The 26,454-nt window shown below is 31.5% G+C and carries 18 protein-coding genes; 3 read left to right on the top strand and 15 right to left on the bottom strand.

What is annotated here, in order from left to right:
* Positions 1-9: 9 nt before the first annotated feature.
* The 11 genes from J3S90_RS11100 to J3S90_RS11050 form a co-directional block, all read right to left on the bottom strand.
* On the bottom strand, positions 10-2,031 hold the full coding sequence (locus J3S90_RS11100; RefSeq protein ID WP_210646249.1) for a heavy metal translocating P-type ATPase: 2,022 nt from the start codon (positions 2,029-2,031) through the stop codon (positions 10-12).
* Positions 2,015-3,214 (bottom strand): MFS transporter, encoded by a 1,200-nt coding sequence (locus J3S90_RS11095; RefSeq protein WP_236023936.1) that lies wholly within the window; start codon positions 3,212-3,214, stop codon positions 2,015-2,017. The genes J3S90_RS11100 and J3S90_RS11095 overlap by 17 nt, the downstream gene beginning before the upstream one ends.
* A gap of 26 nt (positions 3,215-3,240) precedes the next feature.
* Positions 3,241-3,885, bottom strand: a complete 645-nt coding sequence (locus J3S90_RS11090; protein WP_210646248.1) for a phosphatase PAP2 family protein — start codon at positions 3,883-3,885, stop codon at positions 3,241-3,243.
* 158 nt (positions 3,886-4,043) lie between these two features.
* Positions 4,044-7,040: a glycoside hydrolase family 3 N-terminal domain-containing protein gene (locus J3S90_RS11085; RefSeq protein WP_210646247.1), complete on the bottom strand. Its 2,997-nt coding sequence runs from the start codon at positions 7,038-7,040 to the stop codon at positions 4,044-4,046.
* A gap of 15 nt (positions 7,041-7,055) precedes the next feature.
* Positions 7,056-7,538: an ABC transporter ATPase gene (locus tag J3S90_RS11080; RefSeq protein ID WP_188050367.1), complete on the bottom strand. Its 483-nt coding sequence runs from the start codon at positions 7,536-7,538 to the stop codon at positions 7,056-7,058.
* A gap of 32 nt (positions 7,539-7,570) precedes the next feature.
* Entirely contained in the window at positions 7,571-8,314 is a 744-nt protein-coding gene (locus J3S90_RS11075; protein ID WP_236023935.1) for a phosphatase PAP2 family protein, read from the bottom strand.
* Positions 8,315-8,378: 64 nt separating this feature from the next.
* On the bottom strand, positions 8,379-9,170 hold the full coding sequence (locus tag J3S90_RS11070; protein ID WP_188050365.1) for a (Fe-S)-binding protein: 792 nt from the start codon (positions 9,168-9,170) through the stop codon (positions 8,379-8,381).
* Positions 9,171-9,238: 68 nt separating this feature from the next.
* Entirely contained in the window at positions 9,239-10,573 is a 1,335-nt protein-coding gene (locus J3S90_RS11065) for a (Fe-S)-binding protein (RefSeq protein ID WP_188050364.1), read from the bottom strand.
* A 5-nt stretch (positions 10,574-10,578) separates the two neighbouring features.
* Complete coding sequence (locus J3S90_RS11060; protein WP_188050363.1) at positions 10,579-11,544, bottom strand: MlaD family protein; 966 nt, start codon at positions 11,542-11,544, stop codon at positions 10,579-10,581.
* 50 nt (positions 11,545-11,594) lie between these two features.
* Positions 11,595-12,749 (bottom strand): N-acetylmuramoyl-L-alanine amidase family protein, encoded by a 1,155-nt coding sequence (locus J3S90_RS11055; protein WP_236023934.1) that lies wholly within the window; start codon positions 12,747-12,749, stop codon positions 11,595-11,597.
* A 49-nt stretch (positions 12,750-12,798) separates the two neighbouring features.
* Entirely contained in the window at positions 12,799-13,965 is a 1,167-nt protein-coding gene (locus tag J3S90_RS11050) for an N-acetylmuramoyl-L-alanine amidase family protein (RefSeq protein ID WP_210646245.1), read from the bottom strand.
* A 129-nt stretch (positions 13,966-14,094) separates the two neighbouring features.
* Here J3S90_RS11050 and J3S90_RS11045 point away from each other — a divergent pair, with 129 nt between their 5' ends.
* The gene (locus J3S90_RS11045; protein WP_236023933.1) at positions 14,095-16,791 is read left to right on the top strand and encodes a putative LPS assembly protein LptD; all 2,697 of its coding nucleotides are present in this window, start codon (positions 14,095-14,097) and stop codon (positions 16,789-16,791) included.
* 57 nt (positions 16,792-16,848) lie between these two features.
* Positions 16,849-17,229, top strand: coding sequence for a RidA family protein (locus tag J3S90_RS11040; RefSeq protein WP_210646244.1), 381 nt, complete (start codon positions 16,849-16,851; stop codon positions 17,227-17,229).
* A 66-nt stretch (positions 17,230-17,295) separates the two neighbouring features.
* Here the strand turns inward: J3S90_RS11040 and J3S90_RS11035 are convergent, their stop codons facing one another.
* From J3S90_RS11035 to J3S90_RS11020, 4 genes are all read right to left on the bottom strand, one after another.
* Positions 17,296-18,147 (bottom strand): N-acetylglucosamine kinase, encoded by an 852-nt coding sequence (locus J3S90_RS11035; protein ID WP_188050360.1) that lies wholly within the window; start codon positions 18,145-18,147, stop codon positions 17,296-17,298.
* A 126-nt stretch (positions 18,148-18,273) separates the two neighbouring features.
* Complete coding sequence (gene gap, locus J3S90_RS11030; RefSeq protein WP_210646243.1) at positions 18,274-19,278, bottom strand: type I glyceraldehyde-3-phosphate dehydrogenase; 1,005 nt, start codon at positions 19,276-19,278, stop codon at positions 18,274-18,276.
* 165 nt (positions 19,279-19,443) lie between these two features.
* Entirely contained in the window at positions 19,444-20,430 is a 987-nt protein-coding gene (gene pfkA / locus J3S90_RS11025) for a 6-phosphofructokinase (RefSeq protein WP_188050358.1), read from the bottom strand.
* A 365-nt stretch (positions 20,431-20,795) separates the two neighbouring features.
* The gene (locus J3S90_RS11020) at positions 20,796-25,193 is read right to left on the bottom strand and encodes a translocation/assembly module TamB domain-containing protein (protein WP_317192539.1); all 4,398 of its coding nucleotides are present in this window, start codon (positions 25,191-25,193) and stop codon (positions 20,796-20,798) included.
* Between the two features lie 238 nt (positions 25,194-25,431).
* On the opposite strand from J3S90_RS11020, the gene tsaD reads away from it, so the two are divergent.
* A complete protein-coding gene (gene tsaD, locus J3S90_RS11015; RefSeq protein ID WP_210646242.1) occupies positions 25,432-26,454 on the top strand; it encodes a tRNA (adenosine(37)-N6)-threonylcarbamoyltransferase complex transferase subunit TsaD in 1,023 nt (340 codons plus the stop codon).

The raw sequence follows: 26,454 nt of genomic DNA, 5'->3' as shown, positions 1-26,454 counted from the left end.
GATCCTCTTTTAAAATTTCATTCGCTGGATTCTAACTGCATTTAAAATGGCCAATAAAGCTACCCCAACATCAGCGAAAACGGCCTCCCACATGGTTGCTAATCCTCCCGCACCCATTATTAAAACAACCAATTTTACCACAAAAGCCAAAGTTATATTTTGCCAGACAATTTGTTTTGTCTTCCTCCCAATGTTGATTGCCGTAAAAATTTTAGTTGGCTGATCATTTTGTATAACAATATCAGCTGTTTCAATTGTGGCATCACTTCCTAATCCTCCCATTGCAATTCCAGCATCTGCCAAAGCTATAACCGGAGCATCATTTACTCCGTCTCCTACAAAGGCTACTTTTACTTTTCGACTTAACATGGCTTCTACTTTTTCGACTTTATTTTCGGGTAGTAAATTTCCAAAAGCTTCGTCAATATTTAATTCTTTGGCTACAGCCGAAACTACCGCCTGATTATCTCCTGAAAGTAAAATTGTTTTAATTTTTAGTTTGTGTAAACTTTCAATAGCCGTTTTAGCGTCTTCTTTTATTTCATCAGCAATAATAAAATGACCTGCATATTTTTGATTGATCGCTACTAGGATTGTAGTGTACGGTATCGAATCTAATTCTAAATCATAATTGATATTCAATTCCTTCATCAATTTAGGATTGCCAACTGCAATTTCTTTTCCATCTATAACTCCTTTCAATCCCATACCAGGAATTTCTTTTACATCGGCAACAATAATCTCCTTATAGTTATCTTTAGCATATTGTACTATTGCTGAACCTACTGGATGAGTTGATTTCGCTTCAATTGCGGCAGTATATTGTACTAAATCAGTTTCGGAAACACCAATAGCAACTACTTTTTGCACTTTAAAAACCCCTTTAGTCAAGGTCCCTGTTTTGTCCATTACTACTACTTGAATAGCCGCCATTATGTCTAGAAAAGTGGATCCTTTAAACAATATTCCGTTTTTACTAGCAGCTCCTATTCCACCAAAATAGCCTAGCGGAATGGATATAACCAATGCACAAGGACACGAAATAACTAAGAAAATTAAGGCTCTGTACAACCAATCTTTAAATATATAATCGTCAACAAATAGCATTGGAATCAAACAAATTCCTATCGCCAGATAGACAATTATTGGTGTATAAATCTTGGCAAACTTTCTAATAAATAATTCTGTAGGTGCTTTTTTGGTGGTAGCTTCTTGAACCATTTCTAGAATTTTAGACAATTTACTGTCTTTAAATTCAGTTGTTACTTCTACAAGAGCAAGAGTGTTAAGATTGATCATTCCGGCCAGAATAGTCTCTCCTTTAGATTTAGAATCAGGTTTACTTTCTCCGGTTAATGCAGCCGTATTAAAAGTCGCATGATCCGAAAGTAATTTACCATCTAAAGCTAATTTCTCTCCTGGTTTTAATTCAATAATTTCACCAATCGTAACTTCAGAAGCTTGCTTTGAAATGATTTTATTTCCTTCTAAAACATTAGCTACATCTGGTCTTTGATCTAATAATGATTTAATATTTGATTTAGCTTTTCTTACTGCTAGCATTTGAAACAGTTCTCCAATAGAGTAAAATAACATTACAGCAACTCCTTCAGCATATTGACCAATGCCAAAAGCACCAACAGTTGCAATGCTCATTAGAAAAAATTCAGAAAAGATGCCACCCTTTCTAATACTTTGAATCGCCTCTTTCAAAACAGGTAGTCCAACAGGCAAATAAGCAACAATGTACCAAATAATTCTGATCCAGTCTTTGAACCAAGATGGACCAATTATATGATCGAATAACAAGCCAACGATCAATAAAACGAAACTGATTATAGAGGGTAAAAATAATTGTATTGTGCTTCCGTTTGTTTCGCCATGGTCGTGGTCGTGTCCAGAATGATCTTCAGAATCCTCTTCTGAAGAACAACAACCGGAAGTTGTATGAGTATTTTTATGAGTTGCTTTTTTCTTTGGAGTACAGCACTCCTCATTGTATTGATCTTCTTGATTATCTGAATGTTTCATTTTTAATAATTTTATCTTTCATGAAGAAAGAAAAGTAAATAATAACTAGAACTGTAGCAATTCCAGTTGTAATAAAAGTAGCAGAGGCTCCAAACTGGTACCAAATTAGACCCGCCAAAGAACTCGCAATAAGCGCACTTATACTTTGAAAACCACTATAAGTTCCTATCGCAGTAGCAGTGTCTTTCTTGTCACTAATATTGCTAATCCATGCTTTTGATATTCCTTCAGTGGCTGCTGCATAAACGCCGTATAAAAAGAAGAATAAAATAATAAAATATTTATTTTCGGTAAAAGCCATTCCAAAATAAACCACAGCAAATAAGGTTAGGCCAAAAATAAACATTTTTTTTAACCCGACTTTATCCGCTAGAATACCAATTGGTAAAGAAACAACAGCATAAACCAAATTATAAAAGATGTAAATTCCGATTACATAAGTATCGTTAAGACCCATTTGTTTTGCTTTTAGTAATAAAAAAATATCAGAACTATTAAATGCAGCAAATACTAATAATCCGATTACCGTTTTTTTATATTCATATGGACTTAATTTCCAGTAGTTTAAAAAAGAGAAAAAAGAAACTTTTTTTATTGCAATTGGCTTACTATTCCTTTTATCTTTTAATAAAAATGACACTAAAACGGCTATTAAACCGGGAAGAAATGCCATATAAAAAAGAGTTTTATATTCTTGTGGATAATAATATAAATATACGAGAGCAATTACAGGTCCCAGAACGGCACCCAAAGTATCCATTGCTCTATGAAATCCAAAAATTTTACCTTTCGTTTCGGGAGTCGCTTCATCTGATAAAATGGCATCTCTAGCACCAGTGCGAATTCCTTTTCCAAAACGATCAATGGTTCTGGCAAAAAATATCCACATCGGAAAAATAAATAAAGCCATCATCGGTTTTGAAATTGCACTTAATCCATAACCAAACTGAACAAAGGGAGTCCGCTTGCCTGAGTTATCAGATAATTTGCCAAAATAACTTTTACTTAAACCTGCTAAAGCTTCGGCAAAACCCTCTAGAACTCCTATTAAAACAATCGAAAAGCCAATTGTTTTGAGGTAAATAGGCATAATGGGATATAGCATTTCGCTTGCCATATCGGTAAATAAACTTACTAATGATAGTATCCAAACCGATCTTGAAATATACTTTAACATTCCCATCTTTCGATAATTTTATTTCGTAAAAGCTATTTCAATTCGTTGTTTTTAAGAATCTTTTGTTCTTCATTACTGTTCTTATTGATCCACTTATTTAATTTATAACTCAGGTAAGCCGATCCACTACCTATTATTGCTCCTGCTAAAACATCAGAAGGATAATGAACACCCAAGTGCATTCTAGAATACCCAACGGCAGAAGCCCATGCAAATGAAGGAGCAATAATATACCATTTTGGATATTCCATACTTAATGATGTGGCAGTGGCAAATGCTACAGAGGTATGCCCTGAAGGAAATGAAAACCCAGGTCCGGCAGTTCCTTTTTCAATATCAGCGTATGCATTAAAAGGACGTTGCCTTTTTGTTGTATATTTTAAAGCAGTAGTAATAAAAGCCGAAACTACAAATGATTCACCAATAAATAAGGCTGTCTTTTTGGTAGTGCTGTCTTTTTTTATAAGTCCTACAGAATAAATAATTAAAGGGGTTGCAATACTAATGGGTAAAGCACTATTGGTAACAACTCTAAATGTGCCGTCTAAGGATGTATTTCTGTTTACATTAATATTATGCAAAATATCGACATCTATGTTTTGTGCATTCATAAGACTGACACAAAAAAACAATCCCAAAAAGTTAATGATTTTCAAAAAAGGAGTCCTTGTATTCATACCGAAATTTTTCCTATCAAATGTAACATATTCTGATTAAAAAAACTCATAGGATTTAGAAAACAAACATTAGATTTTAGTAGCTTAAACTTTAGAAATCTAAAATCAATTTAATAATTATTCTACAATTAAAAAGGAAAATAAAGCATATTGATTTATTACCTAATAATTGCATCATAAATAACTTGCTGTATGTTTTCACGAATGCTAGCCTTAGACAATCTATTTTCTGTAGCTACTGGAAAAGTTCTATTAGATAAAAATACATACACAATTTGAGTTTCTGGATCTGCCCAAGCCATTGTACCAGTGTAACCGGTATGACCAAAACTAGTCATTGAAGCACATCCGCAGGTAGGACCCGAAGTACCTAGTTGAGGCTTGTCAAAACCTACGCCTCGCCTATTTCCTTCTGCACAAAAGTAACAAGTGTTAAAATCATCAAATGTTTTTTCAGAAAAATATTGTTGATTTCCGTAACTTCCTTTTTGTAGATAAAGTTCCATTATTTTAGCAACATCCATAGCATTTGAAAATACACCTGCATGTCCTGAAACACCGCCTTCTAAAGCAGCTGTTAAATCATTTACATATCCTTGCAAAAGCTGATGACGGAAATAAGCATCTGTTTCTGTTGGTGGAATTCTATTTTTATCAAATTTTGCCAATGGATTAAAACTAGAATTATTCATACCTAACGAACGATAAAAATTTTCTTGAATTAAAACATCTAATGTTTTACCAGTTGTTTTCTCTAAATAATCCTTCAAGATCATGAAGGTTAAATCACTATATTTATATTCTTTTTTTATGGAAATTTTACTTTTTACAATCATTTTCATGATGGTATCGCTAAAATCATTTCTAATAAATAGACTATCTCCTAACTGTTTTGTAAAATTAACTTCCGGTATTTTTCTAAAATAATCTTCAGATGGTTTTTTAGACTTATTCAATGCAGCTTTATAAAATGGTAATCCAGCAGGCAATCCAGCATAATGTGACAATAAATCCTTGAAACTGATATTTTGTTTATTAGAATCCTTAAAAATAGGAGACATTGATCCCAATGTAGTTCCCAAATTTATTTTATGTTGATCATAAGCTATCATAACATTGGGCAAAGTGCCCAAAATTTTAGTTAATGATGCTACATCATAAATATCCGAATTTTGAACTTTAATCTTTTTATCGTAAGTGTGATATCCAAATGATTTTTGGTAAATTACCTTACCTGCTTTGGCTACTAAAACCTGAATTCCAGGTGTCATCTTATCCGCAATTGCTTTATTGGCAATACCATCAATTTTTGACAATATTTGGGAATTCATACCAACATTTTCTGCAGTAGTAAATCCTAATCGATTTAGTTTTTCTGTTGAAAGTCCATCATTAACTTTAAAAAAAGAATTAATAGAAACGGGTAATTTACCTTTTGCTTCAATCGCACCAAAAATTAATTCAGCAGAAACAATTTGAGAAATAGGACTATTTTGATAAGAAACTACCAATCCTTCAATACTATCAAAATTATCAAATGCCAACAATGAATAAGGTTTGGCAAAAACGTTTAAAATCACATTATTATTCTTAGCCAAAGCAACTATCTTAAGTAACTCATCTACTCTTAAATCATCATTCTTGAAGGCAATATCAGATTTATGATAGCCAATTATTACAGTTGTGTAAGAACTTAATTTAACCTGCAAACTGTCTATATTTTTATCATCTACTACAGTAACATCAGCATATTTTTGAAGCGTTGATACATACTTATCATTGTTATCATCACCAATTTTTACATAAGCTATCTTTTGTTTATCCAAATTTTTGATAGGCAATACTGCATCTGTATTTTTTAATACTGTAATGGCATTTTCATACAATTGATATTGTAGCGCCTCATTTGATACCAAATTTAAATCCGAATATAAATTTTCTGTTTCAATGGGTTTATAGGAGTTCAAACCAGCTTTGTATTTAAACTTGAGAATTTTTTTTACAGAAAAAGCCAATCTTTCCTCCGTGAATAAATCAAGGGAAAAAGCGAGCTTAAATTTCTGAATTGTAGCAGGAACATTTTCAGGAAATAATAAAATATCATTTCCAGCCATAAAGGCTTCAAAATTAACTTCACTAGGAACTTTAAAATCACTTACTCCTTTCATGTTTAAAGCATCTGTGAAAATAAGCCCTTTAAAACCTAATTCTTTTTGAAGCACATTTGTAACAATATTACATGAAAGAGAAGAAGGAAAATTAGGTCGTGATTCTAAACTAGGAACATTTAAATGCCCCACCATAACTGATGAAAGACCTTCATGAAACATTTTATGATAGGGATAGAATTCAAGTTCTTCTAACCTTTCTCTTGACGCATTTATTGTTGGCAATTCTTTATGTGAATCTTTTGAGGTATCACCATGACCAGGAAAATGTTTTCCAGTGGCAAATATATCCTGACTTTGAATTCCTTTCATCAAAGCAATAGCGTGGTCAGTAACCTTAAATTTATCTTCTCCAAAAGAACGAAATCCAATAATAGGATTTTTGGGATTAGAATTAATATCTAAAACGGGAGCAAAATTAAACTGTAAACCCAATCGTTTACTTTGCATTCCCATCTGGTTACCAAGTTTTTCTATTAATTGCATGTCCTGAATGGCTCCAAGGGTCATATTCCAAGGATAGCGATAGGTAGAATCAATGCGCATGCCTAATCCCCACTCTGCATCAATACCTATAAATAAAGGTGTTTTTGACAAAGCTTGATACCTATTTGTTAATTTAGCTTGACGAACAGGTCCACCTTGAAAAAAAATTAATCCGCCTATTTTATTTTCTTGAATGAGTTTATCAATAGCAGCGTAATGTTTAGCATCTTTATTCGAATAAGCTGCAATCATGAATAATTGCCCTATTTTTTCATCTAAAGACATTCCGTTATAAACACTATCTACCCATTTTTCACCTTCAGAAACTAAATCAAAAAGTATTGGAGTATTAGTAATGGCAATGCTATCAAGGTTTTGAGCTTTGACGGGAACGTTGGTTACAAGTATTTTATTCTTATTAATTTTTGTACCAACACAACTAGTAGCAACAAAAAGAAATAAGACATAAAAGGTAAATATTTTGATGCCTATTTTTCTCATTGGATAGTTATAATTTTAAAAGAAACGGCTATGCCAGCTATCAATTGCAGGAACTTCCCATGATTCATTAAATTCTTCGATATTATTTACCAAATTATTAAATACAATAGTATTCTCTGTAACGGCTTTATCCTTTACCATTTTTTTGAAATCAATCAGTGGTTTATGAGCAATATGTTCCCCTAACTTAAAAGTAACATTCATTTTATCCAGTAAATCAACACCATATTTCTGTTCTAAACTCTGGATAAACTCTACTGAAGAATCGATAGAACAACCTGTAGCCGCCTGAACGTCTTGATTTACGGCAATTATAATAAATCGATTGTATTTTAATTGGTAAGATGATTCTAAACTCGTACCATGTGCTGCCCATTCTTCAAGAAAAGATTGTAAAGCTGTTTCTATTTCAGAAAATTCGGCATCCGAAAATTTTCTATTCGATTGATAAATCCAAATTTTAGATTCTTCGGGTAAATTTTCAAAAGGAACGTACATAATATTTATTTTTTATTGATTTTTACCAACTATTAAAATGCAGAGACAAGTCCAAATCCTACTTGTTTACCATCATAATAAGGTATAAATACTGTTTTTTTATTCGTATTATTTTTTTTTGAAGACAACAAATTATTTACTGTAGGATACAACCAATAGGCTGCTTTTGTACTCAATATACCAATCCCTGCTCCAGCAACTACATCGGTAAGCCAATGTTTATTATTATACATTCTAAATGCTCCAGTACCTGCTGCTACTAAATATCCGGATATACCATACCATATTGAGGTGTCCTTATATTCTTGATACAACAACTCAGCACCCATAAAAGCAGTAGCTGTATGTCCTGAAGGAAAAGAATTCATGCTTGAACCATCAGGTCTTTCAACCTTAAAAGTATGTTTAAAACTATTAACCGCTATTCCCATAATCAAATAAGAGGTAGCCAAAATTATCGTTTTATCTCTAAAGTTATTTTTGCCTTTGATCCCAAAAGCATCTAAAGCATATACAGAAGCCAATGGTACATATTGTGAAAAATCATCAATAGTAAACTTTTTGTCAATGTCTTCTCGAACCTCTTCTCTAATTTGAGAATTAAAAGATTCTAATTGATCATTACCAATTCCTATAATTCCATAGCCTATTAAAACTGATGGAATAATTAGCTGCTTTACTTTAAAATGCAGTTGTTTATTTGTTTTTAAATCAAGACTATCCTGAATATTAAACTTATCAATAGTTTGAGCATGTATACTAAAACTAATTAGCATTATTATGAAATATAGTATGCCTTTATAAACCATAATACAATCTAATAAAAGTTAGTCTTATTACTTACAAATCCTGTGCATTAGCAATTAACTCCGCAATATCCATTACTTTTACATCACCTTCTTTTTCTTTAACCTTGATACCATCAGTCATCATAGTATTACAAAAAGGGCAACCTGTGGCAATTATTTCTGATTGTGTTTCTAAGGCATCTTCTGTTCTTTCAACATTTATTTCTTTGTTACCAGGTTCTGCGTCTTTGAACATCTGAGCTCCACCTGCACCACAGCATAATCCATTAGCTTTAGAACGTTTCATCTCTACTAACTCAGCATCTAGCTTAAGAATTAAATCTCTTGGAGCTTCGTATACTTTATTTGCTCTTCCCAAATAACAAGGGTCATGAAAAGTAATACGTTTTCCTTTAAACTGTCCGCCTTCAATAGTAAGTCTTCCATCATCTAGTAAAGATTTTAGAAATTCTGTATGATGAACTACTTCATATACACCACCTAATTCTGGGTATTCATTTTTTAGAGTATTGAAACAATGTGGGCAAGCAGTAACAATTTTTTTTGCTTCATATGCATTTAAAACCTCGATATTCATCATGGCTTGCATTTGAAATAGAAATTCATTTCCAGCTCTTTTGGCTGGATCTCCAGTACAACTTTCTTCAGTACCTAAAACTGCAAAAGAAATATTAGCGCGGTTTAAAATACGAACAAATGCTTTGGTTATTTTTTTGGCTCTATCATCAAAACTTCCGGAACAACCCACCCAAAATAAAACTTCTGGTTGTTTACCCTGAGCTAACATTTCGGCCATTGTTGGCACTATTAAATTCTCTGACATAACGTTGTTTTTTTCAAATGGTTAAAATGTAATTTTAACTTTATTTAGTATTACTAATTTACTTTCGATTAATTTTCATTTTTCCAATTCAATCTGTCTTGCTGATTGTATTGCCATGGCGCACCATTATTCTCAACATTTGTCATCATTGCATTCAAAGGCATTGGTGCTGCAGATTGCTCCATAACTAAATAACGTCTCATGTCCATTATAATAGAAAGCGGACTTATGTTTACTGGACATTCCTCAACACATGCATTACATGAAGTACAAGCCCACAGCTCTTCAGGAGAAATATAATCGTTTAATAATGATTTATTGTCTGGTACAAAAACTCCTTTATTGTCATCTATATTTTTTCCTACTTCTACAAGTCTGTCTCTTGTATCCATCATAATTTTTCGAGGAGAAAGTTTTTTTCCTGTAATATTAGCTGGACAAACAGAGGTACATCTACCACATTCTGTACATGTGTAAGCATTTAGTAATTGAACCCAGTTTAAATCTTGAACATCACTTGCTCCAAATTTACTTGGCGCTGCATTTTCATCAACAGGTGCCGCGGCAAATGGATCGGCATTAGGATCCATCATTAATTTTACTTCCTTAGTTACTGATTCTAAATTATCAAACTGTCCTAAAGGTTTTAGATTGGCAAAATAGGTATTAGGGAATGCTAAAAGAATATGTAAGTGTTTAGAGAAATACAAATAGTTCATAAAAATCAAGATGCCTGTAATATGCAACCACCAGAAAATCTCAGTCATTAGCATCACTGACTCATTAGAAACTCCGTTAAATATAGGAGCAATAAATTGACTTACAGGAAAAGAACCTGCTTTAATAAAGTGAGAAAAACCACCTGGTACATTTTGTAAATGCAAATCTGAGGCATTCATCAATAAAAATAAAGTCATTAAAACGACTTCAAAATATAAGATATAATTACCATCACTTTTTGGCCAACCCTTTAAATCAGAGCTAATGAATCTTTTTAATTTAATAACATTTCTTCTGATCCAAAAAACAGAAACAGCAACTAATACTAAAACTGCTAAAATTTCAAAAGAAGCGATTAGAACATTATAAGTAGTTCCTAAAAACGCGAAAATACGATGTGTTCCAAAAAGGCCATCAATTATAATTTCTAATAATTCAATATTAATAATTATAAAACCTAAATAAACTATAATATGTAGTATTCCTGCAACTGGTCTTTTAACCATTTTAGACTGACCTAAAGCAATCATAGCCATATTAGTCCATCTTGCTTTTGGATTATCAGATCGATTTACATCAGTACCAAGATTGATGTTTCTTCGTATCTTTTGAACACTTCTGAAAAAATAACCAAATCCAATAATTAAAAGGATTGCAAATAAAATATTGTCTAAATAACTCATAATTACTAATTTTTTACAGTAGATACAGAGTCCTTTTCAGGAGCCACATAAGGTTTATTTTTCTTTCCAAAAACAGATATATTAACGTAACGTGTTGGGTTAAGTCGTACATCTTGTAATAATAATTCTAGTTCTTTTGTTGAAGTTTTAATATTTTGATAAAAAGCTTCATCGTTTAGTAATTTACCCATAGAACCTTTTCCAGATTCTAAACCAGTAACAATACCATCGACTTTTGCTAAAGTTGTATTTAGATTTTGTACTGTTTTACCTAAATCTGCTTTATTAAGAGAGGAAGATATTTTAGAAAAATCATCACTTATTTTACTAAAGTTAGTAACAACTCCGTTTATTTGAGTTTTATTAGTATCTAATAAACCATTTACACTTTTTGAAGCAATATGAAATTGTTCTATGGTTTTGCTCAATTCAGCTAGCGTAAGTTTTAAATCTTGTTGCCCTTTCTGGTCTAAAACATTATTAAGTCCAGAAATTAATTTTTCAGTACTACCTAATAATTTCTCAAGCTTTTCTTGTAGTGGCGCTAATTGATCTCCTACTTTATCAGTAAGACCCATTTTCACACCTGCTTGTAACTTTTGTCCATCAACTGCTAAAGTTTTATCAGCAAAGTTCGGGATTATTGCAATTTGTTTTCCACCAATAAAACCGGGCTCATAAATAGATGCCACACTAGATTGAGAGATTGGGAAATCAGTTTTTAACTGTAATTCTACCAACAAAGCACCTGTGTTTTCATTAATAGTAATACTACTTACTTTACCCACGACTAAACCATTTAAAGTAACTGGAGCAGAGGTAGCCAAACCTTCTACACTTTTATATTCAACATAAAAAGTTTTGTAATTAGTAAATAGGTCTCTTCCTTTAAGGAAACTGTAGCCCCAAATAAATAATAATATAGATGCTATAACTAAAATAGCTGTTTTAATTTCTCGTGTTATTTTCAAAATTTAAGTATTTTTTACAAATTTAATATAAAATATTTGACTTGTTACTATTATTTAAGCGCTTCTTCAAGACTAATATTTTTTCCGTCTTTGAATGCAATTATATACGCTGAAGAATAGCCTTTGGATTGCACTTCTTTCAAATTCTTTTTGGCTTCACTGTAATCTGATGTGGCTCCATAGGAATATTTATAAAAGCTTGCTTTAGTAGATCTTACCGATACGTTTTTTAATCCTTTAAAGTTTGACGGAACTAATTTAAGATTTTGCTTTCCCGCCGCAAACTGAACTTTAAAGAGAATGCCATCATCTTCAACCTTTAGTTCTTTTTTATTATTTGTCTCCTCAAGAACACTATTTTTTGCTTTTTCTTTTGTTGATGTAGCATTTCCTTTTTTGGATTTACTTTGTTCCATGTTTTTATTGTAACCAGAACCAAAATATTCTTTTTTATAGGAAATAATTGCAGTAGCAATAGCTTTGGCCATATTTTCTTGACCCGCAGCAGAATTAAGATAGAGTCCTTCTTTTTTATTAGATAAAAAGCCTAATTCGATCAATACACTTGGCATATAAGCAGCGTCTAAAACCCATAAAGGAGTTTGTTTTATACCTCTTGATTTACGATTTAGTTGATTTATAAAATTATTTTCGATCTTAGAGGCCAATTGAATACTTCGATCTAAGAAATCCTCTTGTAACATCTTTAATCCTATAAGCGTTTCAGGTTTTTTGGGATCAAATCCTTTATAAGTTTGCTTATAGTTTTTCTCAAACAATATTACAGAATTCTCTTGTTTAGCAATTTCTAGATTCCCCTGACTTCTGGTTAACCCCATAACAAAAGTTTCAGTACCATAAGGGATGGGATTTTTTACTGAATTACAATGTATAGATACAAATAAATTGGCATGAAGCGTATTTGCTTTTCTGGGTCTATCTACTAATTCGATAAAAACATCTGTTTTTCTGGTATGAATTACATCGATGTCTTTTTCTTTTTTAAGATATTTTTCTAATTTCAATGCAGTTTTTAGAGCAATTTCTTTTTCTATAAATCCATTATAGGAATTTCCTGGATCTTTACCACCATGTCCCGCATCTAGAATAACAACAAATTTAGTATTTGATTGAGAAAAAATGGATAAAGAAAAAAGTAAAAATAGGATTATATATAAGAATTTAATCTTTCTAATTAACTTCAAAATAGTAGTATGTTTGATTAAAATTTGAATTTATTATTTTAAAATGTAATTATTTAATAGCGTCCTGAACATTAATCTTTTCACCATTTTTATAAGCAATTAAAAATGCAGTGTTATATCCTTTTCTTTTAGCTTCTTGCAAATCTTGTTTGGCTTCATTATAATCTGTTGTTTCGCCATACATGTATTTGTAAACATTATTTTCAAAACTAACTGAAATATTTTTTAAACCATTAAAATTACTCGGACTTAACTCAACCTTTTTAATAGTAGCAGAAAGTTGAACTTTAAAAATAGGTTTCCCATTATCTTCAACCGGCTTTTTAGTCAATATTGGTTCTTCTGATGGAGTCGTAATTTTTGGCCTTACTGGAGTATTATCAGGAATTGGTTTTTCATTTATTTTTTGAGAAGGCAATTCTCCTGTTATTTCTATTTCTCCGTTCCCATAATATTCTTTCTTATAGCTTACAATCGCATCAGCAATGGCTTTAGCAATTTCATTTTGGCCTTCTTCTGAGTTCAATAAATTTCCTTCAATAGTATTAGAAATAAACCCAGTTTCTATCAATACTCTAGGCATGTATGCTTTATGAAGAACCATAAAAGGAGCTTGCTTTACACCTCCACCTCTTATTTTTTTTCCTAAATCAGCAAACGCATCTTCTATTTTACTGGCCAATGAAATACTATTATCAAGGTATTCTTCTTGCATCAAAGTCATTCCGATCATGGTTTCAGGAGAATTAGGATCAAACCCTTCATATTTTTGCTTATAATCTTTCTCTAAAGTGATTACAGAGTTCTCTTTTTGAGCCGCCGCAAGATTGGAAGCTACTTTACTTAAACCCATTACATAAGTCTCAGTTCCATCCGCAGCTGTATTTCTATTAGCATTACAGTGAATAGAAACAAAAATATTAGCGTTAAATCTATTGGCAATATTCGCTCTTTCGATCAAATCTATAAATACATCCGTTTTACGAGTGTAATTAATCTGCATTTGCGGAGTAGCTTCTAATATTTTTCCAACTTTTAAAACAATAGCAAGTGCAATATTTTTTTCAATACGTCCTTCATAGACAGCACCAAAATCATGTGCGCCATGACCTGCGTCTAAAGTAACTTTGAAAGTAGTAGATTGACTGAATACTGATGCCGAAATCACCATTAAAATAAAAGTTACAATTATTTTAATTTTATATATTTTATGCATAAAGCTATAAGTTAATTTAATTAAAAGACTTCTGTCATAAATTTATTTGACTATTTTTGACGAATAATAATATGTAATTCTGAGAATTCAAAAAACAAGCCAGAAATTACAAAAATAGCATTTAAACCTTTGTATACAAACTTATTTAATATCGTTTTACTATCATTTTTCCTGTCATTAGGTTCTGGTAAATTATACGCACAAGATATAATCAAAAAAAACACAGCTATACCTGCTAGTAAACAGACAGATAGCACTAAAAAAACAGTTAGTACTGCTCAAAATCCTTTACTAACTACTAAAAAAGAAAATGACACGATCAAAAAAGATACTGTTTTAGCTAAAAAGCCCTTTTTAGACGGGAAAGTAAAGTACAAAGCTGAAAAATATGCAAAAATAGATCAAAAGAAAAAACTGATCACTTTATATGATAATGCCGAATTATATTATCAGGACATCGAGTTAAAATCGGGAATAATAGTAATGGACTATGAAAAAAATGAGGTTTATGCCGGTAGAATAAAGGATTCTACAGGTAAATATACTCAGTTTCCAAATTTTAAGCAAGGTGCCAATGTTATTGAACCTGATTCTATTCGTTTTAATTTTAAAACTAAAAAAGCATTAATTTGGAATTCTAGATCAGAACAAGGGGAATTTAGAATTAAAGCTGCAGTCACAAAAAAAGAAAATGACTCTGTTTATTTCTTAAAAGGCGCACGATTTACTACCTCAAAAGACATTGATAATCCAGAATATTATTTCCAAACTAATAAAGTTAAATTTATTCCAGGAAAAAAAGTAGTCACAGGATTAACTAATATGGTAATTGCAAATGTTCCAACGCCCATTGCTTTACCTTTTGCTTTTTTTCCTATGAGCAAAGAAACCAGTATTTCTGGTCTTATATTACCTAGTTACAATGACTCTAATCAAAGAGGGTTTTCACTTCAAAATTTAGGTTATTATTTTGCTTTAAGTGATAATTATGACTTAACGGTTTTAGGAGATTACTATACCAATGGAAGTTATGGAATGCGATTTGAATCCAGTTATGCAAAAAGATATAATTTTAGAGGGAACGTAAATGTTCGATTTGAAAATTTAATTACTAGCGAAAGAGGGTATCCAGATTATTTGAAACAGAATATTTATAACATTCAATGGTCACACTCTAAAGATTCTAAATCTAGCCCTAACTCAAGTTTTTCTGCTTCTGTGAATCTTGGGAGTAGTAAATATTTTAAGCAATCGATCAATCAGGTCAATATTGGTTCCAATTTAAATAATACATTAAGTTCATCAGTTTCTTATTCTAAAACGTTTAATTCTGTTCCGCAAGTGAGAATGTCATTGACTGCAACACATTCACAAAACACGCAAACAGAAGAAATCAATATGACTTTACCAACTTTACAGTTGAGTGTTGATCGAATATATCCTTTTGTGGGAAAAGATGGTCTTAAAAAAGGCTTCTTTAAAAACATCAATTTACAATACAACTTAAACGGTCGTAATAGTATTGTAACTACAGACTCATTATTCTTTAAACCTCAAATGTTTAGAGACGCAAAAATTGGATTTCAACACAGCATTCCATTAAGCACTAACTTTAAAATATTCAAGTACTTTAGTGCTTCAACCGCTGTAAATTACGAGGAAATTTGGTATACAAAAACTATAGAAAAAAGTTATGACACCGATCAAAGCAAAGTAGTTGACAAAATCGTTAATGGTTTTGATGCCTTTAGAACCTATTCTTTTTCATCAAGTGTAGGAACAACAATTTATGGTACTTTTAATTTTGGTCAAGACAAAAGAATAAAGTCTATACGACACGTCATGAGACCATCTGTATCGTATGGTTACACACCGAGTTTCGAAAAATATTACGACACTTATTCTTCCGATGCTAGTGGTAGAATGGACAAACAATATTCTAGATTTGAAAATGGAATTTTTGGTGCTCCTGGTTTGAATAATTCTCAGAATATAGGTTTTGATTTAAGCAATACTTTTGAAGCCAAAGTAACTGATCGAGATAGCACTAAAACAGAGCCTAAGAAAATTATGTTACTGAACAACTTAAATCTTTCTACAAGTTACAATCTAAATGCAGACGGAGTTACCACTCTTGCTCTTGCTCCGGTACGTGTAAGTGGTGGAACGCAGTTGTTTGAGAACAAAATGAATGTGAATTTTGGCGCCACATTAGATCCTTATGCTATTGACAACTCCGGTAAAAGAATCAATAAATTTAATATTGATAACGGAGGAAGTCTTTTTAGAATGACAAGTTCTAATATGACTATAAACTACTCTCTTTCGAGTAGCGGAAAAGAAGATAAAAACAAAGAAAAGAATACCCAAAGTCAACGAAATGGTGGTCGAGAAGATGATTTATTTGGTACCAATAAAGATTTAGGCGACACTAGAAAAAGTCAGTTTAATGATGAAGACAGTGATGTTGTAGATAAAATTTCAGAATTTTTCAACTCCAAATTGCCTTGGGACATGACTTTTGCTTATTCATTAACCTATGGAAATAACAATCGCGAAAATAAAATTATAGGAAATTCGATTATGATTTCTGCCAATGCAGATATAACTCCAAAATGGAAAGCAGGCGTATCTACTGGTTATGATTTTGTACAAAATGGAGTGACTTTTACACAACTTCGTTTTGAGAGAGATTTACTAAGTTGGAGAATGGACTTTAACTGGTCTCCTTTTGGAAATAATGCAAATTGGGGCTTTTTCATCGGAATAAAATCTGGTGTGTTGAGCGACATCAAATGGGATAAAAGAAGCGTTATTAATCGATAAAAAGTAAGTTTATTAAATTTAGCAACGCTCAATTGTAGTACAAAAAAAAGAAAAAACATGAAAAAAATTATTTTTACAGAGAATGCTCCTGCGCCAATTGGCCCATACAGTCAAGCTGTTTTAAAAGGAAATACACTATATACTTCTGGACAAATCGCAATAAATCCAGCAACTGGAACATTAATTACGGAAACAATTGAAAGGGAAACAGAACAAGTAATGCAAAACATGAAATCTGTTTTGACTGCTGCAGGAATGACCTTTGAAAACGTGGTCAAAACTACGATATTCATTATGGACATGAATGATTTCGCAAAAATAAACGAAGTATATGGTTCTTACTTTAATGAAAAAACGGCTCCAGCTCGCGAAACAGTTCAAGTAGCTTGTTTGCCCAAAAATGTAAATGTAGAAATCTCAATGATAGCCATTTTATAAGACAATTAAAGAGAAATAGAGATTCCAACATCCACATATAAGTAGGATGTTGGAATTTATTTTTACTTATTTATTAGTTACATGATAAGCAATTAGTCCATCTATTGGTCTACGCAATACATTCCCTAATTTCAACTCATATTTATCAAAAGTTTCTTGTAATTCCTCCTTTAAATAGAAAGCAATAGAACCTACAAAATGTACTGGTACTTCTTTACAATTATCATATTGCTTAATATAATTTTTCACAAAAGATTTCATTCCTTTAAAGATAATTTTTCTACAAAATTCCGTGTCTTTATTTTGAATTAAAAACTTAGCGTAAGTTGCAAGATAAGCATTAGGATTAGCCTCTTTGTACAATTTACTTTTTACCGCATCTGCATTCAAATCATATTCTTTTTCAAATTTAAGAGCGAGTTCCAAAGGCATTTTATTAAAATAATATTTTCGGATCAATTCTTTTCCAAAAACATTACCACTGCAATCATCCATTACAATATATCCTAAAGATTGTACTTTTTGATGTAATTCTTTACCGTCAAAATAACTACAGTTTGATCCTGTACCTAGTATACTTACAATTGCTTTTTCGCCCTTGGGAGTTGTCGCGTATACGGCTGCATAAGTATCCTCTTCAACAGATATAATCGCATTTGTAAAATATTCTTTAAAAATTTGTGACAACATAAGCTTCATACGTTCGGTACCACAACCAGCGCCATAAAAAAACAAATGAGTAGCTTCTTTTTTGTTTTGTAAAATATCAAAACGATCATTTAACCGATCAATAATTTCATTGCCCTCAAGTATTTCTGGATTTAATCCTAAAGTTTGAGTTGTAAACAATACTTTACCCTCTTCGTTTATTGCAATCCAATCGGCTTTGGTAGAGCCACTATCAACTATTAATCTCATTTTGTGTTGTTTTTTATTTTGTGGTTTGGGTTAGAATTTTGTCATTTACTACTGATCACAAATAGTTAAATGATAAAAAATAAAATCCCGTTAAAAAAAGATAACGGGATTTGTAAATATATATAATTATTTTAAACCTGCAATATGAACAGACAAGTCAATCAATTTACTAGAATATCCATATTCATTATCGTACCAAGATATAATTTTGAAAAAAGTGCTATTCAATCCAATACCGGCTTTAGCATCTACAATAGAAGTTCTAGGATCGGATACAAAATCTTGTGACACCACTAAATCTTCAGTAAAGCCTAATACACCTTTCATTGTTGTTTCAGAAGCTGTTTTCAATACTGCCATTATTTCTTCATAAGAAGTTTCTTTAGCAACTTTTAAAGTTAAATCTACCACCGAAACATCCGTTGTAGGAACTCTAAAAGCCATGCCTGTTAACTTACCATTTAATTCTGGAATCACTTTGCCAACTGCTTTTGCGGCTCCAGTAGAAGATGGAATTATGTTACAAGAAGCAGCACGACCGCCTCTCCAATCTTTTTTTGAAGGTCCGTCTGTTGTCATTTGAGTCGAAGTAGTTGCATGAACTGTTGTCATCAAAGCCTCTACTATACCAAAATTATCATTAATAACTTTTGCTAAAGGTGCTAAACAGTTTGTCGTACAAGAAGCATTAGAAACAATAGTATCTGTTAGAAGCGCTTTTTCGTGATTTACTCCCATAACGAACATCGGAGCATCTGAAGATGGTGCAGAAATAACAACTTTTTTTGCTCCACCAACAATATGTGCATTAGCAGTTTCTAATGTGGTAAAAAAACCGGTACATTCAGCAACAACATCAACAGCCACTTCATCCCATTTTAAGTCAGCAGGATTCTTCTCTGCAGTCACACGAATGTGTTTATCATTGACAAATAATTTACCTTCTTTTACTTCTACTTTTCCTGCAAAACGACCGTGAACGGAATCATATTTTAATAAGTATGCTAAATGATCTACATCTAATAAGTCATTGATAGCTACTACTTCTACATTATCTCTATTATAAGTTTCTCTAAAAACAATTCTTCCAATTCTTCCAAACCCGTTTATTCCTAATTTTACTTTTGACATTTTACTTTAATTTTTAGTTTATTTATTAACCCAACATAAAGTCTAATTTCCTCACAATAAACTTTAACAAATCTGGTAGACATAGTGTCTAAAATTTTATGAATTCTCCTTATTCTATTGCACTTAATTTTAAAATCTAATTTCTCACTATAGATTTTAAAAACACTAGGTAGACATGATATCTGAAACCCTCAATAATTCTCTATCTATTTCTGTTTTCCCTTTAATTGCTTGATCTAAAGGAGTAAGTGAAATTTTATCACATTGCAAACCAACCATATAACTTTCTTTCCCTTCTATTAAGGATTCTACTGCTTTTACGCCTAATCTACTGGCTAAAACTCTATCAAAACATGATGGTGAACCACCGCGTTGCATGTGTCCTAAAACAGAAACTCTTACATCATATTCGGGTAAATTGGCTTCAACATAATCTTTTAGTTCGAATACGTTTTTTCCTATTTTATCTCCTTCTGCAATCACTACTATACTTGATGATTTGCCAGATGCTTTACTTTTTTGTAGCGATTCTAACAGACGTTCCAATCCTAAATCTTCTTCAGGAATAAGAATTTCTTCAGCTCCTGCTCCTATTCCTGCATTTAGGGCCAAATGTCCTGCATCTCTACCCATTACTTCGACGAAAAACAAACGATTGTGCGAACTTGCTGTATCTCTTATTTTATCAATAACTTCTATCACTGTATTCAGTGCAGTATCATATCCAAGGGTGTGGCTAGTGCCAAAAATATCATTGTCAATAGTACCAGGAATCCCCATTATTGGAAAATTAAATTCAGTACTAAATAATAGTCCTCCAGTAAATGTTCCATCACCACCAATTACCACTAGGGCATCTATTCCTGCTTTTACAAGATTTTCATGTGCTTTTTTTCTTCCTTCGGGAGTTTTAAATTCGTTAGAACGAGCTGATTTTAATATGGTTCCCCCTTTATTGACAATGTTATTTACACTTCTAGGTCCCATATCTTTAAAATCACCTTCGATCATTCCTTGATATCCTCTATAAATTCCTATACATTCTATGTTATGATAGGCACATGTTCGAACAACGGAACGAATCGCAGCATTCATCCCTGGTGCGTCACCTCCTGAGGTTAGAACACCAATTTTTTTTATTGTTTTTGGCATTATTTAATGTATTAAAGTGTAAAATTAGCAAACATAAATTACTTTCAAGGCTTATGATTTTAATAAAACAAGTCAGTGATTTTAATTCAAACGTTTTCGTTGATAAGTTTTCACAAATCAAAAAAAAATTGAAGATAATGGAACGTTTTAAAAAAAAAATTAACTTTTATGTACCATTTTTTAAGTAGCACGTTATATTTTATAAAAAAACAAATTACAACATTAGTTTATGAATACATGTAATCAGTAAAGTTTTATTTTAATAAAAAGAAGATTCGCTCCCTTTTATTTCCTAACACTATTCTTAGTAAACAGTGTCAATTTATAAAGGAGCGAAGCAAATAAAATATAAAATTGGTGCTTTATTAATTTTCTTCTGGGAGTAGTCCCTCGTGGTTCTTTTTAATCTTCTCTGTATTTGTTTTCTTAGATCCTTGAAAATTGATGTAATCTGGAGACAAATTAGAATCTTGATCTTCGGATACAGGACTTGATATTTTTTCAAATTTTAGGTTTTTAAAAATTTGATTCACAAACTCCTTAAAAGTATCAAAATCTACTTCATAAGAAACCCCTAACCCTTGTGTATAACCAATTCCTTGTCCTACGTAATTAATATCGTTTTCTTTGTTAAAGAGTCTTAAGTTTAGTGTTCCATCTTCGTTAACTCGGAAAAGAACTTCTACATCTCCAATTATCGCAGATTCATTGATACCGCCAAAAGGAACTCCTAATTTTCCGTTGATGGTAACTCGATCATTAATCTTTGAAGAAATAGTAGCCACAAATCTTCCATCTGTTTCTCGTCCTATTCTTCGGTCTGCACCAATAAAATTAAGTCCAACTTTGAACTTATCGTCATCCGACTGAATAATCCCTCCTAAAATACTAGAAGCAGTCTCAAATAAACTTCCTGAAAAGTCGGACTGACTTACACCTTCTGGACTTAAAAAACCACCAGAAGACAATAAATACAAGGCTTGAGTTTGTCTAACATCCTTGTCATTCAGTTTATATTGTATTTCCGATTTCAATACGTTACTTACTGTTGGAAATTCGATGTTAAAATCAGGCTCTGGACTGGTTAAATCGCCACGAACACCAATTACTACTTCAACTGGAACTTTTGTATTAAAAGAGGAATTATCCAATAAAACTGCTGGATTAGCAGTCGTTTTATAAACTGCCTCAAGATTCAGCTGGGCTTTCATCGGGTTTCCTTCCCAAGTAATAGATCCTCCTTTTTTAACCTCAAATTTCTTATCTATTAGTCCACCATATTTAAAATTATAAGTTCCTTCATACGCCTGGAAATCTCCCCACATATTAAATTTACCTAAAGTATTAATCTTAAACAACAAAGATCCAAATCCTTTTCCTTTCATACCATGACCTGTATTTCGATCTAGGATTACTTCTACTTCTGCATCTGGTGTGATATCAAAATCAAACTCTAATTCTAATCCGTTATAATTTCTAGAATTATCAACAATACCATTTTTCAAGTTGTATTTCTCTTTTTCGGTGACAAAATGAATAAAAATATTATCACTTACACTTTCGGCATTATTAATAGGAATTTTGAACGCGGTCCCTTTTTCAGACTTTGCATCTACTTTTATAAATAACGAATTTGTGGGCCCCTTGATTGTGGCAGAACCATCAATAAATGCGGTACCATAATAGGCAGCATCTTCACTATCCTTTGTATCTAACGCCAAAAGTCGTTTAGAACTAATCGCTAAATCTAATTTCCAATCGCCAAAGTTTTTATGTTCAATATTTCCGTTCAAACTCCCTTTGGTACCGTATTTCGTATCAGTAAGTGTATTGTTTCTAAATAAGAAACGCTCATCCGTTAAATCTATAATCGTATTATCACTCAAGGCATAATCAACGTTGAGATACGGGATTGTTAATCCTGCTTTATCTAGAAAAAGACGACCATTGATGTTTGGTTTCTTTAAATTACCTTCTATAGTGGCATTACCAGAAATCAAACCTCTTACATTAGACAAAACATCTCCTCCCAATTTATTTAATGTACCTATATTAAATTTATCAAATTTAAGTTTTAAATCTAAAATGGTCTGTTTGTCAATGATTTCAAAACTTCCGTCGGCATTAAATGATTCTAAATCTTTATTTTCTAAGTTTGAATTTATTGTAAATTTCTTAAGGCTTTCATCGCCTTGAATATCAAAGTTAAGCACTCCGAGATCTATTTTATTTACATTTAAATTATCAATAACAATTGAGGCAGTAGGCTGATAAACATTCTTGTTTTGCTTAAAACTTATATCTCCATTTATATTTCCTTCGAGGAAAAACTTATCATTCGTTGGCGTAATTTGATTTAAATCTACATCTTTAAATTTTAAATTTAAATCTTTTACCGTGGGCCCTTTAAATATTCCTCCTAATGTGATCGATTGATTTTCATGTGACAATATGATATTATCAATATTGAAATTTTCAAATGTTTTATCAAAGACAATTTGATTATCCGTTGTTTCATTCTCATTCAAAAACCACAAATAATCTTTAAATTTAACCTCAGATTTGCTAATTCCTACAACGTTATTATTGTCTTTATTAATTGTGTGATATAAGTTGAGATTGTAATAATCCTCTGCATTATTGCCTCCTTTAAATTCCGAACGAAAGAATAAGGTATCTTTCATGGTCACATTTATCAAACTAAAATCACGTATTTTGTAATATTTAGTTTTAATACTATCCAACTCTATATAAGCATTATACAACGGATTTTTATTATCTACAGCAATATTAATATTATCAAATGTATTGTCTGAAGCTACAATTTGAGGTGAATTAAAATTGAATTTAAACTCTTGATTATCCGAATTAATATTCCCTTTAACAACCGTATTAGCACCGATAGCTATTTCTGGAAAAAATATTTCTATGATTTTATTATAGATTGAAAAATTAAATTTAAGAAACTGTCCCTTTTTTACTTTGTGAGGTTTAAAGTTCGTGTACAAACTTCCCAAAGAATTTTTAACCAAGTTTTTTAACTGACTAAACTCATAACGACCAATTATTTCTCCTTGTACAATATCAGGAGAGTTAACAGTAATAGTTCTTATCCTACTTTTATCGAAAACAGAATTTATGGTAAAATCATCAAAATTATAGGTGTCTTTTGCATTTTTATAGGAAGTCTTGTTGATGTAAACATTTCCTTGAAAATTCTCGATATTATTACCCGAAGCCTGTACCACAACATCTCCTTTAAAAACAGAGATTGAATCTTTTACTAATTTTAATTTATTTAAATCAGCATTCTCAACATTTACATGAAAATCATAGCGACTGTCTTTTTTGCTAATATCCAATAAACCATCAAATGTCATAGTTAGATTAGGATCACTAATCGAAATAAGACCTTTGTATTTGGGACTTTTCAGCGTTCCGTCAACTACTACATTTGTATAACTGTAGTTTCTAAAATCTACTTTACTAATATCACCTTTAATGGCTGTATCCAAATATTTTTGTTTAAAACCTTTTCCATCAACATCAATATTAAGGCTAACTCTTCCTAAATCTTTTTGTTCCAACAAGGTACCAATGTCAAAATTATCCATAATCACATTTCCAACATACGATGCTTTGTCTATATTATCAATATTTTGAATCGCCAAATTTGATGTTACGTTTCCTAGTTGAGTTACCATTGAAAAATCGGCTTCAACTGCAGTTGTAGAAACACTAGAAGTTCCAGAGGCAGTAAATCTTCCTAATTTCTTTAAAGAAGTTGGCAATTTGTTACCTAAAATATTAGGCAAAATCACTACTAAATCATCATAAGTTGAAGTTAACTTATCAAATTGAGCATACATCGAAAATTGCTGTCCTTTTTTAGCAAATAAATTTTTAAAATTAATATTACCATTTATCGCCGTCATGCGATCATCTACTAATTTTAAATTAGTAAGACTAAGATTATTTAACGTCCCAGTGATCTTTGTTTTTACATAAAAATGCTGATTTTTTCCTATTTCATTATAAAAATGGCGAATATCATTTGAGGCAATTGAAGCTGATTTTAGTTTGATATCAAATAAAACTTTATCATTAAAATCACTAAAGTCTTCAATTTTATATTTTAGCAAAACAGTACCCACTACTGTAGATTCCTTCGTTAATAAATCAAGATCTTCTAATTTTATATTTTTCTTTGAATAAGAGAATTTTGATTTTAAATTTTTAACATACAAACCTCTAAAATCTAAAAATGACATCTTATTTATGGTTGTAGTGACCTCTGGACCAAAAATCATAAAATTAGTTACGGAAGCATTTAACTTTGTAAAATCTACATCTTTTGGATTTTCTCGATTCTCATCTGTTAAAATAAAATGCCCGTTTTGTATTTGTAATTTATTGGCTTTGAGCAAAAATTTTCTTGTAGAGGGTTTTCCAGTTTCAAAAGCAGCAACAAATTTATCAAGATTAGAGTCTTTTTCGTTTTTATAAGTTTTTAGGTTAAACAACAAACCTTTTAACTCCAAACCATCAAAAATCAAATCACCATCTAATAATTTTTTCCCTTCTAAAATAGTGGTTGCAATTCTTTGAGAATAAATTAAAGTATCATTATGATGGTCGCGTATAAGAACCTCTTTGAACTTTATTCCTCCAAAAACAGATATTGAAACTCCTTCGATGGCGATATTTGTTCCAAAATCTTTATTAATCGTATTTGTAAAATAATGAGCAATTTTAGTTTGCACAACTGGCAAAGTTAGTGCAATGGCAAGAATCAATAAAAGGAGAATTAATCCAATGAGGGAACGAAATGCTATTTTTACAATTTTTTTGATACCTTTTTATTATTTAAATTTTCTAATATTTCATTTTGCCACGAGAAACGGGATGTCTTTGACAAAAATTCTCTAATTTTGGACTTTGACAAATTAATACAATTGTATAATCGACTTGTCAAAAGTAATTCAAAATTTGTGCCTTTTTATGCAAAATTCCGAGGTTTTTATTCTGGCTATCGAAAGTTCTTGTGACGATACAGCAGCAGCTGTTTTACACAACGATAAAGTACTATCAAATGTTGTAGCAAATCAGCTAATTCATAACCAATACGGTGGCGTTGTTCCAGAACTAGCTTCCCGTGCACACCAACAAAATATTGTTCCCGTAGTTGATGCCGCACTTCGCAAAGCAAATATACAAAAAGAACAGTTATCTGCAATTGCTTTTACGCAAGGCCCAGGATTAATGGGATCACTTTTGGTAGGCAGTTCTTTTGCAAAATCGATGGCATTGGCATTACAAATTCCTTTGATAGCTGTAAACCACATGCAAGCTCATGTTTTAGCTCATTTTATTGCCGAAGATGGTTTTGAGAAACCCACTTTTCCTTTCTTAGCCTTAACCATCAGTGGTGGTCATACTCAAATTATTAAGGTAGATCACTTTTTTGAAATGACCGTTATCGGCGAAACAACTGATGATGCTGTTGGTGAAGCTTTTGATAAAAGTGCAAAAATATTAGGACTACCCTATCCTGGCGGACCGTTAATAGATAAATATGCACAAATAGGAAATCCGAAAGCGTTTGTATTTACAAAACCAAAAGTTCCAGGATTAGACTTTAGCTTCTCTGGATTAAAAACAGCGATATTGTATTTTATTCAAAAGAAAAAATTAGAGAATCCAGCTTTTGTTGACGAAAATCTAAATGATATTTGCGCCTCAATTCAACATACAATTATCGAAATTTTAATGGATAAACTAAAATTGGCAGTAAAAGAAACCGGAATTAAACAAATCGCAATTGGAGGAGGTGTCTCTGCGAATTCAGGTATTAGAAAAACATTAAAGGAAGCAGAAAATGCCTATGGTTGGAAAACCTTTATTCCAAAATTTGAATATACAACAGATAATGCAGCAATGATAGGAATTGTTGGATATCAAAAATTTTTAAATCAAACCTTTGAAACAACTGCAGTTGTTTCTAAAGCAAGAATACAATTATAA

It is taken from the genome of Flavobacterium flabelliforme (assembly GCF_017948675.1).
GTDB lineage: Bacteria > Bacteroidota > Bacteroidia > Flavobacteriales > Flavobacteriaceae > Flavobacterium > Flavobacterium pygoscelis.
The sequence above is the reverse complement of the archived record's forward strand: the minus strand, read 5'-3'. Positions and strand labels throughout refer to the sequence as shown.